The 13,054-nt window shown below is 68.3% G+C and carries 11 protein-coding genes; 3 read left to right on the top strand and 8 right to left on the bottom strand.

What is annotated here, in order from left to right; genetic code table 11:
- Positions 1–8 precede the first annotated feature (8 nt).
- On the bottom strand, positions 9–794 hold the full coding sequence (locus tag IT780_RS08440) for an SDR family NAD(P)-dependent oxidoreductase (protein ID WP_199510895.1): 786 nt from the start codon (positions 792–794) through the stop codon (positions 9–11).
- A gap of 214 nt (positions 795–1,008) precedes the next feature.
- Here IT780_RS08440 and IT780_RS08435 point away from each other — a divergent pair, with 214 nt between their 5' ends.
- Both IT780_RS08435 and IT780_RS08430 read left to right on the top strand, forming a co-directional pair.
- On the top strand, positions 1,009–1,461 hold the full coding sequence (locus tag IT780_RS08435; RefSeq protein WP_199510894.1) for a nuclear transport factor 2 family protein: 453 nt from the start codon (positions 1,009–1,011) through the stop codon (positions 1,459–1,461).
- Entirely contained in the window at positions 1,458–3,332 is a 1,875-nt protein-coding gene (locus IT780_RS08430; RefSeq protein WP_199510893.1) for an AMP-binding protein, read from the top strand. The genes IT780_RS08435 and IT780_RS08430 overlap by 4 nt, the downstream gene beginning before the upstream one ends.
- A gap of 52 nt (positions 3,333–3,384) precedes the next feature.
- On the opposite strand, the gene IT780_RS08425 is transcribed toward IT780_RS08430, so the two are convergent.
- From IT780_RS08425 to IT780_RS08415, 3 genes are read right to left on the bottom strand one after another with little or no spacing between them, the layout of a single operon-like run.
- A complete protein-coding gene (locus IT780_RS08425) occupies positions 3,385–5,283 on the bottom strand; it encodes a KedN5 family methylcobalamin-dependent radical SAM C-methyltransferase (RefSeq protein ID WP_199510892.1) in 1,899 nt (632 codons plus the stop codon).
- The gene (locus IT780_RS08420) at positions 5,270–6,316 is read right to left on the bottom strand and encodes a Gfo/Idh/MocA family protein (RefSeq protein ID WP_199510891.1); all 1,047 of its coding nucleotides are present in this window, start codon (positions 6,314–6,316) and stop codon (positions 5,270–5,272) included. Before IT780_RS08420 ends, IT780_RS08425 begins: the two co-directional genes overlap by 14 nt.
- An 8-nt stretch (positions 6,317–6,324) precedes the next feature.
- Positions 6,325–7,755, bottom strand: coding sequence for an NAD(P)/FAD-dependent oxidoreductase (locus IT780_RS08415; protein ID WP_233412498.1), 1,431 nt, complete (start codon positions 7,753–7,755; stop codon positions 6,325–6,327).
- Between the two features lie 93 nt (positions 7,756–7,848).
- On the opposite strand from IT780_RS08415, the gene IT780_RS08410 reads away from it, so the two are divergent.
- Entirely contained in the window at positions 7,849–8,103 is a 255-nt protein-coding gene (locus tag IT780_RS08410; protein ID WP_199510889.1) for an acyl carrier protein, read from the top strand.
- A gap of 57 nt (positions 8,104–8,160) precedes the next feature.
- On the opposite strand, the gene IT780_RS08405 is transcribed toward IT780_RS08410, so the two are convergent.
- The 4 genes from IT780_RS08405 to IT780_RS08390 form a co-directional block, all read right to left on the bottom strand.
- Positions 8,161–9,369 carry an FAD-dependent monooxygenase gene (locus tag IT780_RS08405; protein ID WP_199510888.1) on the bottom strand — a complete coding sequence of 403 codons (1,209 nt, stop codon included), beginning with the start codon at positions 9,367–9,369 and terminating at the stop codon, positions 8,161–8,163.
- A complete protein-coding gene (locus tag IT780_RS08400) occupies positions 9,362–10,870 on the bottom strand; it encodes an FAD-dependent monooxygenase (protein WP_199510887.1) in 1,509 nt (502 codons plus the stop codon). The genes IT780_RS08405 and IT780_RS08400 overlap by 8 nt, the downstream gene beginning before the upstream one ends.
- Positions 10,871–10,953: 83 nt before the next feature.
- A complete protein-coding gene (locus IT780_RS08395) occupies positions 10,954–12,291 on the bottom strand; it encodes a cation:proton antiporter domain-containing protein (protein WP_199510886.1) in 1,338 nt (445 codons plus the stop codon).
- Between the two features lie 89 nt (positions 12,292–12,380).
- On the bottom strand, positions 12,381–13,046 hold the full coding sequence (locus tag IT780_RS08390; protein WP_199510885.1) for a 50S ribosomal protein L11 methyltransferase: 666 nt from the start codon (positions 13,044–13,046) through the stop codon (positions 12,381–12,383).
- Positions 13,047–13,054 lie beyond the last annotated feature (8 nt).

Raw genomic sequence — 13,054 nt, 5'->3', positions numbered from 1 at the left:
AATCCCTCTCAGTAGTTGCCGAGTCCACCGCAGACGTTGAGCGCCTGAGCGGTGATAGAAGCCGAACTGTCACTGACGAGGTACTCGACCAGGCCTGCGACCTCGTCCGCAGTCGAATAGCGACCCAACGGGATCTTCTCCTGGAACTGCTCCAGGACGTCGTCCTCACTGATCTGCCAGACCTCGGCGTATCCCTGCCGGACCCGCTGGGCCATCGGCGTCTCGACATAGCCGGGACAGACGGCGTTGACGGTGATGCCGGAGCGGGCCAGTTCCTTGGCGACGGCCTTGGTGAAGCCGATGACCCCGGCCTTCGACGCGGAGTACGGGGCGCCCAGCGGAACGCCCTGCTTGCCGCCGGTGGACGCGATGTTGATGATGCGCCCGCGCGGCCCGGCGAGCCCTCCGGTGGTCAGCGCCGCCCGGGTCATCCAGAACACGCTGTTGAGATTCGTGTCGATGACGTCGGCCCAGAGCTCGTCGGTGATCGCGGCCGTCTTGCCGCCCCCGCTGCGACCGGCGTTGTTGACCAGCACGGTGAGCGGACCGTAGCGATGTACCGCCGCGGCGACGACCTCGTCGGCCAGCGCCGGTGACCGGAGGTCCGCGGACACGCCGTCGACGTCCAGCCCTTCGTCGCGCAACTCCTTGACGACCGAGGCGACGTTCTCGGCCGACCGGGCGCAGAGGAAGACCGAGAGGCCCCGTGCGGCCAGCCGCCGCACCACCGCGAGGCCGATACCGCTGGTTCCTCCCGTCACCAGCGCGACCGGAGCAGCGTCCTTTGTACTCATCGGCGTCCCTTTCGACGTGGTCACCAGTCGATCTGCCGCGAGCCTGTCGGGACGCCTTCGAGTTTCACCGGAACGTCGCTAGAGCGCCCCGCCGGGCAGTCCGTCCCGACGGGTCCGAGGTCGCCGGCGGACCGTTTCGGTTCCGTCTCCAGCCGCGCTCGAGCCGTTGTTGACATCTTCGGCGGGTCAAAGTCGCGCCGGCGGAAGGAACCGGATGTCTCCTCAGTACCAACTGGTAGGGAGCACCTTCGACACGGGGCTGTACGCGGAGGTGCAGCAGTTCTACAGCAGGCAGATGAGGATGCTCGACGACGGCGTGGTCGACGGCTGGGCCGAGTCGTTCACCGAGGACGGCGTCTTCAGCGCTAACGCGCATCCGGAGCCTGCCGTCGGCCGTGCAGCCATCACGGCCGGCGCCCGCCAGGCCCACGCGGCCCTCACGGAGCAGGGCATCCAGCGCAGGCATTGGCTGGGCATGTTGGACGTGGAGCCGCAGCCGGACGGCACGATCAACGCGCGTTCCTACGCATTGATCCTCAGCACACCGCGGGGCGGCACGGCCCAGGTCCAGTTGAGCTGCGTCTGCGAGGACGTGCTGGTCCGGGCGGACGGCCGGTTGCTCGTCCGGGAGCGCCGCGTCACCCGCGACGATCTGCTCGAGCAGTGAGCACCACCCTGGACACCATCCTGCGTACGGCCGCGGCGAAGTGGGGCGATCATCCCGCGGTGTTGTCCCCGGACGGTGACCTGACCTTCGGTGAGCTGGACAGCTGGGCGACCGAGTTCGCCTCGGCGATCGCCGCTCTCGCCGGGCCGCCTGGTTCGGTGGTGGCGCTCGCGCTGGAGTTGCATCCCATGTTCGCCCCGGCGTTCTTCGGCATCGTCCGCAGCGGGCGGGTCGCGGCGTTGGTCAATCCGCTGCTACGGGAAGACGCGCTGGTCCATGTTCTGGGCCTCGTCGGCGCCTCGACGGTCGTCGCGACCCCGGACATGGCGCTGCGCCTGATCGGGGTCCGGGATCGGCTGCCCGGCCTCGGCACCGTCGTGCTGACGCATCAGCCGGACCTGCCCACGCCGGAACTCGACGGGCTTCGCACCGTTGCGGACCTGCGTCAGGAAGCCTCACCGCGAAGCCACCCGGTCGACCCGCCCGTCGATCCGGACGCTCTCGCCGTCCTGCAGTTCACCAGCGGCACCACCGGACCGGCCAAGGCTGTACGGCTCACGCATCGCAATCTGACGACGAACGCGGAGCAGATCGCCTTCGCCCATCGGGTGTCGCATTCCTCGATCCTTTTCGATCACCTGCCGACGTTCCACCTGATGCACCTCACGACGCCGGTGACCGCGGGCGCGACCCTCGTGCTCTGGCCCGATCCCGATCTGCTCGGCTCGTTGGACGCGGCCGCGCGTTACGGCGCAACGCACTATTACAGCCTTCCCGTGCGGCTCTCGCGCATGGCCTCCGAGCCGGCCCTGGCCGGCCACCGCGTCCCGACCCTGACGGCGATGCTGTCCGGCGGGTCCGCACTCGCACCGAACTCCGCCGCGGTTCTCGCCCGCGAGCTCGGGGTGACGGTCGCCCAGGGGTACGGACTGCAGGAGACCTCGCCGTTGACCCACTTCGCCGACCTGGACGATCCGCGGCCGGGGTCCTGCGGGCTACCGGTACCCGGCACCGCCTGCCGGGTGGTCCACGTGGAGACGCGCGCGCCGCTGCCTCCTGGCGAGACCGGTGAGGTCCAGATCCGCGGCCCCCAGGTCATGGCCGGCTATCTCGGCCGGCCGGACGGCGCGCACCTGGATCCGGAGGGCTGGTTCTCGACCGGGGACGTGGGCCACGTGGACGCGGACGGGCATCTCTATCTCAGCGACCGGCTCAACGACACCTACAAGTACGACAACTGGCTGGTCTGCCCGACCGAGGTCGAGAACGTCCTGATGACCCATCCACTCGTACGCGACTGCGTCGTCCTGGACGTTCCCGACGAGCACAGCGGAGCAGTCGGCGTCGCCGTCGTCGTGCCGCGGACGCCCGGCACCGGCGAGGAGCAGTTCTCCTCGTACATCGCCGAGCGGCTCCCCTACTACCAGCACCTGCGTGCGGTGCGGATCGCCGAGTCCATCCCCCGGTCGCCCACGGGCAAGGTTCAACGCCGGCAACTCCGCGGCCAGTTCTTCGCCCACCTCATCAGCAGGCCCATTGCTCAAACCTCACAGGATCCGTCAGAAGGGAAGAACATGTTCATCCTCATCAACAGGTTCACGGTCACCGGGGACAACAAGGAATTCGAGGAGACCCTCGAGGGCATGACCGCGTTCATGACGAGCCATGCCGGGTTCCGCAGCCACAAGCTCTACCACTCGGCCAAGGACCCGCAGATCTACGTCGAGATCTCGGAGTGGGACGACCCGTCGGGGCACCGCCAGGCGATGGGTAGCGAAGAGTTCAAGGGCTGGGTCGGGAGGCTGATGAAGCTCGCGACCGCGGACCCCGCCCCCTTCACCGTTCTCAAGGACTACGCGGCAGCCGCCTGATCGACCATGACAAGGGCCGGCCGCTTTCGCGGCCGGCCCTTGTGGCGTTGGCTCACTGGTCCGCCGAGGGCTCGCACCTCTCGGCGGTGGCCACATAGTGGGCGGCGGTCTCGTGGTTGTCGAGGTGATCGGAGTAGCCGGGAATCGCGCGAAAGACGTAGCTGCACGGGTCGGGCACCGGCTCCCGGAGGCGGACGTCCGCCCACGACGCCAGCATTTCTGCGACCGGGTAGCTGAAGTCGACCGGCTCGCTGACGAAGACCGGTTCGCCGTCCTCGGTGCAGGCGCGCCAGCCCGCTCGCAACGGCACACCCGGCTGGTCATAGATCGGGCGGCACCAGCTCTCGTAGGCGTAGAGCTCAGTGGCGAAACCCTGCCACTGCGGCGGGAACGCCGGCAGGATGGCGGTCCGCCACCACTCGACGAGGAAGTCGTTCAGCTCGGGCGTGGCGGAGAGCCGGCGGAGTCCGGCCGCGATCACCGGCGATTCGGCGATCACCGGCGCCATCTGGCGGAACTCGGCGACCGCGGGATCGGTCGACGCCTCAGCGGCCTTCATCATGCTCCGGATGATCTGGGACTGGGTCAATCCGGCGAGATGCCGTACCGGCTCCCAGACGTGGCGCAGGTACTGATTCTCCCCCATGATCCGCGCCCAGAACATGAACTGCTGCATGTCCAGGTTCTCGGCCAGCGTCGACGTGCGGTTGGCCAGAACATATTCGAAGTCGTCGTTCTCACCCCGGATGGTGACGAACCCGTGCAGCTCTCGGTTCTCGACATACGAGGTATTCGGCAGGAGCAGCATCGGATAGACGGCGATCCGCGACACCTTGGTCGCCAGCTGGTCGTAGCCCTCGATGAAGGATTCGACAGTTTCGCCCGGGGCTCCCCAGATCAGCTCCGCGTAGCAGTCGAGGTTCTCCTCGCTCAGCCAGTCGACGAGACTCTCCCACTTGTTGACTTTCATGTTCTTGCGCTGCATGTCCATCAGCGCCTCATCCGCGAGAGTCTGCAACGCCAGGGTGAACGAGCTCTTGAATCCGTGGGCCTTGAGGTCCTGGACGATCCGATGAAAGCGCGTCGACTTGTTCTTGGCCCAGCTTGTCTCCAGGGCACGTGGATGACCGTACTTCTCCCGCGTCTTGATCAGGTCCTCGGTGAACTCCTCGTCGGACTCCAGGAGCCCGAAGTTGGAGTCGCACAGCACGATCGTCTGAGCTCCGTGGTAGGCGAAGTAGTCGAGTTCGGCGGCGATCCGCTCGCGCGAGAAGGCACGCATCCGCTGGCCGACCGCGCCACCCCAGTAGCAGAAGGAGCACTTGTAGGGACAGCCCCGGTTGGTTTCCATCAATGCCACGTCGTAACGGAAGTTCCCCGCGCCGTCGAGCATGGGCAGCGTCCCGGTCAGGAACGGCGACGGGATGATGTCGAGATCGTCGATCCGGGCACGCTCCGGGGTGGTCTCGACGGTCCCATCCTCGAGCCGGTAGGAGATGCCCTCGATCCCCTTCGGGTCCAGCCGGCCCGGGTTGGTCATCCGGTATTCGACGAGATCTCGCAGGACGAACTCGCCCTCGCCGTTGGCCACGACGTCGACGTACGAATGCTCGCGGAATATGCGTTCGCCTTGGTTGGCCACGTGGTTCCCGCCGAACACCACCAGCCCGCGCGGGTTGAGCTGCTTGAAGGTCTCGGCGAGCGCGGCGAAGTTGCGGTAGTTCCAGCCGAGGACCGAGAAGGCCACCACGTCGGGGATCCGCTCGCCGAAGAGCTCGCGGGCCATGGTCGGGAGCCCCACCCCGCCGCGGAAGTTGCGGATCCGCACGTCGACCTGGCCGCCGAGGTCGGCATCGGCATCAATGGCCGCTTTCAGATAGCCCGCGGCCAGCGGCATGGAGTCCAGGGGCATGTCCCAGGCGCCCTGCTGAACGATGTCAACGGTGAACACTGACGTCACACTCCTGACTCACTTCGATTGCAGCGGCTCCGGCGATCTCGTGCATGAGGACCGCACGGCGAAGGGTCGCCGCAGCCTCGTCATCGGCGACGGGCTGCGCGGGAGCTTCCTGTCCCGCGGCCCTGCGGACGGCGTGGCTGAAAGCACGCCACGTGTTGCGGTACTGGTCGTCCGCCTCGAGCACTCGTTCGGTGACGCCCTGCGCGTCGTGGATGCGGACGATCGGCCGGTGGCCGGCCTGCGGGGCGAAGGCGTGGTTCAGCACGAGGCGGCCGGTCGAGCCCCACACCTCGTAAGCGGCGTGGTACGCGTGCTCCATGCCGAACAGCAGCTGCGCCGGTACCCCGTCGTCATTGATCAGCAGGGCGGTGCCCGAGGTGTCGACGTTCGTCTCGGGATCCCGGCGCAACGTGGCCCCGACGACCCGGAACTGCCGGCCGAGGATGAGGCATGCGGCACTGATCGGATAGCCGCCGACGTCCGCAAGCGCGCCGCCGCCCAAGTCCGCGCGGAGCCGGATGTCACCGGCCGGTCGCGCCGGAACGGTGAAGGCGCTGAAGAAAGCGCGCGGGCGCCCGATCACGCCGGCCGCGAGGAGCTGCCGTACCTTCTGATGCTGGCTGTGCCGCGTGAACATGTAGTTCTCGATGAGCACGAGACCGCGTCGGCGTGCCAGAGCCAGCAGTTCCGCGGTCTCCCCCGGGGCCAGGGTCATCGGTTTCTCGGCCAGCACGTGCTTGCCCCGCTCCAGCGCCTGGCGGATCCACCTCGCATGCAGCGCCGCGGGCAGCGGCACATAGACCGCGTCCACGTCGGGACGGTCCAGGAGCCGCTCATAGCCGTCGACGGGGTCGCCCCCGAAACGCTCGGTGAACCGGACGGCCTTGTCGTAGCTCCGGCTCGCCACCGCGACCAGGCGCGCGCCCGGCTCGGCCGCGAGGGCCGGAAGTACCCGACGCCAGGCGATGTCAGCGCCGCCCAGTACCCCGATGCGGACCGGGCCTGGAGTTTCCGGAGATACCACGGCCGGGCCTAGGCGATAGGGTCCAGGGTCGGCGCGCGCAGCGTGCCGAGGTACGGATACCAGAGGTGGTCCGGATCGTTCTCGACCTCGGCAACGATCTCTTTCATCGCGGCCAGCGCCTTGGGCTCCTGACCGTCGTAGACGTCGCCCTGCAACATCTTGAGCACGTCGATGCGGTAGCGCGGGTCCTGCACGAAGGCGGTGAAGAGCACGTTCAGCCGGTAGTAGATGGAGATGAACTCGTACCAGTTCTTGACCGCCTGGCGCAGCTTGCCCTCGTAGACCGAGAACCGCTTCTTGCCGAAGTCGCCGGCCCGGTGCGCCGCCACGATGTCCTTGCAGGCGATCCGCGCGCTGTTCAACGCGACGCTGACGCCGCTGGAGAAGATCGGGTCGACGAAGCGGGCCGCGTCGCCGATCAGCACGAACCGGTCGCCGCAGATCTCGGTCATCGCGTAGCTGTAGTCGCCCTCGACCTTGAACGGACGGACCACCGTGGCCGCCCGCAGGGCCTCGGCCAGCTCGGGCCGGCTGTCGACGAACTCCCAGAAGAACTTGTCCCGGTCCTGGCCGGAGTCGGTGAAGCGGGCCTTCTGAGTCACCACTCCGATGCTGGTGATGGTGTCGGTGATCGGGATCTGCCAGACCCAGGTGTCCTTGATCGGCAGGAAGTGCACGAAGATGTAGTCCGTCTTGTTCGGGTCCGGCGCGAGCCTGCCCCGATCCAGACCTTCGAACCAGGTGTGCACGGCGTACTGGTTGAAGACCTCGTCCGGCACTTTGATGCGCAGCTGCCGGCCGAGCATGGTCTGGCGGCCGGAGGCGTCGACGACCATGCGTGCGGTGACAGTCGAGGGGCCCTCGGGTGAGCGGCAGTCAAGCGTGACCATGTCCGGATCGCTGAAGTCGACGTTCAGCACCCGCGTCTGGTAGCGCACGGTGGCACCGAGGCTTGCGGAGTGGTCGAGGAGCAGCTGGTCGAACCGGGCGCGATCGACGTGGAACGTGTAGTCCCGGTCGACCTCGGGCTGGTCGCGCTCGACGAACATCACTTCGGCCGCACGGAAGTCGTGGTCGAGGCCGGTGAATCCGTTGTGCGGAACGGGGCGTTGCTCCGCCGACGTCCACGCCGCGCCGTACTTCCTCGGAAAGCCGGCCGCGTCGATCTTCGGCATGGCGCCGATCTCGACCAGCACGGGCGTCGTCGCCGGGACGAGGGATTCACCGACGTGTTCCCGAGGAAAGGCCTCCCCCTCCAGCACTATCACCGACATGCCGGCCAAGGACAGGTATGACGCCGCGGTGGATCCGGCGGGTCCGCCACCGATGATGGCGATGTCGTAGTCGGTTCGCACGAGCCCTCCATGACCCTGGAAGTACTGGACCTTCGAAGCGTCCGCGACCGCGCTCGAGCGCTCGTCGAGCACGTTTCGGGCCATCAGGGGGCGCCCAGCAAGGCTTGAGCGCGCCTCGATGCCGACGCCCGAGGATCTGCGGATCAAGGGATTCATCAGCCGAGGCGGGAGAATCACGTGCAGCGGTTCACGATCGACGACTTGCGACGCATCCTGCGCCAGTGCGCCGGCGAGGAGGAGCAAAGCCTCGACGGCGACATTCTCGAGCGCAGCTTCGACGAGCTGGGATACGACTCCCTGGCTCTGCTGGAAACCACCAGCCGTATCTCCAAGGAGTTCTCGGTCAAGCTCTCGGACGACATCGCCGCCGAGGTCGACACGCCGGGAGAACTGCTCGCCTTCGTCAATGAGAAGCTCGCCGCGATGGCATGACGCAGCGGCGGGCCTCGACATCGAGGCCCGCCGCTGCCGGCGGGTCAGCCGTACGCCTCAGCGGTCCGTGAACTCCTCCGTCGCCACCCTGATCGCGGGGTTGTTGTAAGCGATCTGATGCAGGATCTTCCGATAGATCGGCGTCCGAGAGACCAGAGCGGCCATCTTCGGCTTGATCCAGGCCTTCGGGCCCCGGGTGGACAGCATCATCCCGCTCTGCGCCACCTGAAGCCGCATGACCCGCGAGATGTCCTTGCGGCGAGCCAGATAGGGCCGCAGAGCCGCGGCTCCGACGTCGCCCCGGCGTACCGCCTCGACCAGGATCGGATGCAGCAGCGCGGCGTCCTGCAATGCGAGCATGATGCCCTGGGCGCCGATGGGGCTGTGCGTATGCGCCGCGTCCCCGATCAGCACCAGGCCGGGCCGGACCCACTCCGGCGCGTCGCCGGAGAACACGTCGAGCAGGGTGACGTCCTTGAGGCTCTTGATCGTCTCTTGGATCAGCCCGGCGTACGGCGGAGCGGCCGCGCAGATCCGCTCCTTCAACGCCGGTAGTCCGTCCGCCACGACGCGGGCGTACTGCCCGTGCGGCAACGTCCAGCCGAGCTGGAGAGAGTCAGGCACGGAGACGTAGCTGAGCATCGGCTCCCCGCCCGACCGGAAGATCCGCACGTCGCGGGGGCTCGCACCGCCCAGCGGGATCTTGCACCACAGCACGTCGCGTTGGAACAGCTCCACGCGGCCGTCCGCGATGCCGGCGAGCCGGCGCACCTTCGAATAGCGTCCGTCGGCGCCGACGACGCAGCGGGCGTTCACGATCTCGTCGCCGGCCACGACACCCGTCGTCCGGTCGCCGTCCTGGAGAAGCTCGGTGACGCGATGACCGGACAGCAGCTCGAAGCCGTCGTACTTCTCGCATTTCGCGAGGAGCGTCTCCAGCACATGCCGCTGCGGAATGCTCAGCAGATAGTTGTACGGCTCCGGCAACGCCCGATAGTCGGCGTTGAGGAGTACCCGTACCCCGTCCTCCAAGCGGAATCGATGATGCTCGTACGCTCCTCGCGCGCGGGCCTCGCCGAGAACGCCGAGCCGGTCGAGAAGGGCCAGAGCTCCGGGTTGCAGGATCTCCCCCCGGAACTCACGGGCGAAGCCGCGGGAACGCTCGACGACGACCACGCGCACGCCCGAGCGCACGAGCAGAAGCGCGAGCGTGAGGCCGGCCGGACCGGCGCCGACCACGCACACGTCCGCCGTTCGCTCAGGCATCGCTGCGGGCCCGCTGCCCGAACCAGGCGGCCCAGGCCGTGCTCAGGCTCGCCCGCAGGGCCGCCTCGTCGGTCTCGGCGGACGCGGCCCAGGCCACGTGGCCGTCCGGTCGCAGCAGCAGGGCGCGCAGATCCGACTTCTCGACGGGATCGCCCGTCACGACGGTGCACTCCTGGCCGATCTCCGCCACTGTCGCGGCTTCCAGCGGTTCGCCGAGCAGCAGCAGAAGGCCCCGTCCCGGGCGGAGGAGTTCCGCGATACGGCGGTCGCCTTCGGGAGTGCTGACGGTCATCGCTGGGGCATACTCTCCGGTCAGCGGGTGCTGATCGGCGTCGGCGCTGTCGAGGGTGTATCGGAACGACGTGCCGCCGACCAGCCGGGAGAGGAACAGGTTGACCGCGTCGAGCGCGAGCAACTGCCCGATCAGCTCGCGCAGCGGGTTGATCCGCTCGTCCGGATTCATCAGGGCGACCTGGGCCTGTGTCTCGCGCAGGACGGCACGGGCCACGGGGCGCCGCTCCCGGTCGTAGGAGTCGAGAAGGCCCTGCGGCGCCCGTCCGGTGACCTCGGCGGCCAGTTTCCACCCCAGATTCATCGCGTCCTGCAGGCCGAGGTTGAGACCCTGCGCACCGATCGGGAAGTGGACGTGTGCGGCGTCGCCCGCGAGCAGCACTCGCCGGTCCCGGTATCGCTCCGCGAGCCGGGTGGTGTCGCTGAAACGGGACAGCCAGCGGGGACTGTTCATCCGCACCTCCTGACCGGTCACCGTCCGTACGCTGTCCATGAGCTCGTCGAGGGTCACCGGACGGTGCCTGTCCGCGTGCGGCACGTCGTAGGTCGTGGTCAGGATGCGGGTGACAGAGTCCTCGAGCGCCACCGCCATCAGCAGTCCGTTCGGCGTACGCATCGTGCCCGGGATGCCGGCCGGCAATTTCTCCGGCTCGTCGAGGATCACATCGCCCAGCAGCGCCGATACAGTTCCCGTGGTACCGGGGAACTCGATGCCGGTCAGCTTGCGGACGGTGCTCCCGCCCCCGTCGCATCCGACGACGTAACGCGACCGCAGCTCGTATTCGGTGTCGCCGTCGCGTACCCGCGACACGACGTGGTCGTCATTCTGCCGCAGGTCCAGCACCTCCTGGCCGCGCCGGATCTCCGCGCCCGCCGCCCTCGCGTGCGCCTCGAGCAGGCGTTCCGTCCGGGCCTGGGGAATGAGCAGCGAGTACGCATGCTCGCTGTCGATGGCGGACAGATCCAGCAGCGGGCTGAGACCGGCGAAGTGGGCCTTCGGCCACGACAGATTGTCCCGGCGGAACTCCTCGAGCAGTCCGCGGGCGTCCAGGATGTCGAGCGTGCGAGGCTGCAGCCGGAACGCCCGCGAATGCGGATTCGTATCGGGCAGCTTCTCGATCACGGTGACCGTCGCGCCGCCCAGGCGCAGCTCCGCCGCGAGCATCAGGCCGACAGGGCCGCCACCGACTACAACCACATCAATCAGCACAGCGGTATCCCCTTCGTTGTCCTTCGGGCCGGGCCGGCTCTTCGTCCCGGCCCGGCCGGCGCCGCCCACCAGCCTTCTTGCGATCACTCAAGGACCTGTCGTGAGGTGGTCGAGGCCAGAACCTGTGCACGAACCGGCTCACCGCCGGCCGGCGCGGACGTGGTGAGGCCGATGCGCGCCGCCCGGGGCAGCGAGCGCGGCAGGAGCGGCCCGGCCATCGCGGTGGTGACCAGGGCCATGATCACCATCATGGTGAACATGCGGCCGTCGAGCAGCCCCAGCGTGACACCGATGTTGAGGATGACCAGCTCGGTCAGGCCGCGGGTGTTCATCAGCAGACCGATGCTGTAGGAGTCACGCCAGCTCTGTCCGGACACCCTGGCGGCGGCCCCGGCACCGAGCAGCTTGCCGCTGCAGGCACACAGGATGATCAGCGCCAGTTCCCCGGCCTCGGCCCAGCCCAGTGCACCGAGGTCGACGGAGAGGCCGGTGACGATGAAGAAGATCGGCAGCAGCAGCCGGATGCAGTTCTCGAGCGGTTCGTGAAGGATGCGCCCGAGAAGTCCGGCGTTCTCCCGCGGCATGATGATGCCGAACGCGAACGCACCGAAGATCACGTGCACGCCGATCCACGAGGTGGCGAACGCGGACAGGAAGAGTCCAGCGCCGATCAACGGCAGCAGATGGACCGAGGCCTTCCCGTTCCGGGTGAGGGCGCGCACCGCGCGGTGCAGTAGCGGACGCACCACGAACGCCATGACCAGGACGTACAGCAGGAAGAGGCCGAGAACCACGGCCAGGGTCGCCCCGCCGGCGGCGGTGAAGCCGGCGACCACGACAGCCAGCATCGTCCAGGCCACAACGTCGTCGATCGCGGCCGAGGCCAGCACGATCGAGCCGACCCTGGTGTTGGTCAGATTGCCGTCGGACAGGATCCGCGCCAGCACGGGGAACGCGGTGATCGACATGGCCGCACCAAGGAAGACGGCGAAGACCAGGAACGACACCCGCGTGCCGTCGACCGTGTGGTGCCGTCGATAGAGCCAGGTCGCCAGCGCGAGCCCGAGACCGAAGGAGAACGCGATCGCGGTCAGCGAGATCGAGGTGACCGCACGCCCGGCGCGGCGCATCAGGCCGAAGTTGAACTCCCAGCCGACCAGGAACATGAAGAGCAACAACCCGACCTGGGCGATCATCGAGAGAAACGGCCGGGCCGAGGCGGGGAACAACGTCCCGGGCAGGTTACCGGGCAGCAGACCCAGGACGCTCGGGCCCAGCAGGATGCCGGCGACGATCTCCCCGATCACCGGCGGCTGCCCCAACCGCCGGAACACCGGGACTAGCAGGGCACTGATCCCGAGTACCACCGCGATGTCGGCCATCACGACGGCCACCTGGATATCGGTATGGGGGATGTCCATCAGACCCTCCGCGTCTGCACGGCCTGGCCGTGTTGCGATCAGACGCCGAGTCTCGACCTTGATCTTCGATGGTCAGTCGAGCCCTACTCTCAGCGGCGCACGAACTGCCAGACGTCGACCCGGCCGACAAGGCCGGGCACCAGCAGTTGCCAGGCCCGGTCGAGCGGCAGTTCGGCCTGGGCGACTATCGACGGCCGGTGCCAGGTCGTGCCGCACAGCCCGTCCTGAGCAGCGGGCAGGTCGAGCACCGCCGCCGCGGTCGTGTGCACCCGCCCAGCCGCAGCATGCGCGAGGACGAGCCGCAGAGCGTCGAAGCCGTCGTCGCCGCCGCCCTCGTGCAGATGCCGGACGTCCGCGCTCACGTCCGGCAGCAGGGCCGTCGGCCGCTGCGGGGGGTTGACGGCGAGCAGGTCGGCCCGCATGGGCCCGAGCTGTCGCCAGTCCGCCTCCCACAGCGTCAGGCGAGTGCGCGCTCCGCGCCCCAGCAGCCGTTCCACGTTGGCCGCGGTATCGGTCAGGCAATCGGGATCGAAGTCCTGGGCGATCACATGGTCGGCGCCGGACATGAGGGCGGCGACCGTGACGAGACCGGCGCCGCAGCCGGCGTCGACAACGACCTCGCCGGCCGTGCTCCGCATGCCCGCGGCCAGCAGCGCCGAGAACGGGGACGGCCGGTGCACCCGGGGACCGGCCGTCAGCGACTGCCCCAGGTTGAACCAGTAATCGATGTCCGATGGGGACAGCACAAGTGGCACGCCGGGGA

The sequence above is a fragment of the Nucisporomicrobium flavum genome (assembly GCF_016464385.1).
GTDB lineage: Bacteria > Actinomycetota > Actinomycetes > Mycobacteriales > Micromonosporaceae > Actinoplanes > Actinoplanes flavus_A.
This window is presented reverse-complemented; position numbering and strand designations above follow the sequence as displayed.

Bases quoted from the DNA above. Each gene is read 5' to 3' on its own strand.
- IT780_RS08440 (WP_199510895.1), bottom strand. From the start codon at position 794: ATGAGTACAAAGGACGCTGCTCCGGTCGCGCTGGTGACGGGAGGAACC.
- IT780_RS08435 (WP_199510894.1), top strand. From the start codon at position 1,009: ATGTCTCCTCAGTACCAACTGGTAGGGAGCACCTTCGACACGGGGCTG.
- IT780_RS08415 (WP_233412498.1), bottom strand. From the start codon at position 7,755: ATGGCCCGAAACGTGCTCGACGAGCGCTCGAGCGCGGTCGCGGACGCT.
- IT780_RS08405 (WP_199510888.1), bottom strand. From the start codon at position 9,369: ATGCCTGAGCGAACGGCGGACGTGTGCGTGGTCGGCGCCGGTCCGGCC.
- IT780_RS08395 (WP_199510886.1), bottom strand. From the start codon at position 12,291: ATGGACATCCCCCATACCGATATCCAGGTGGCCGTCGTGATGGCCGAC.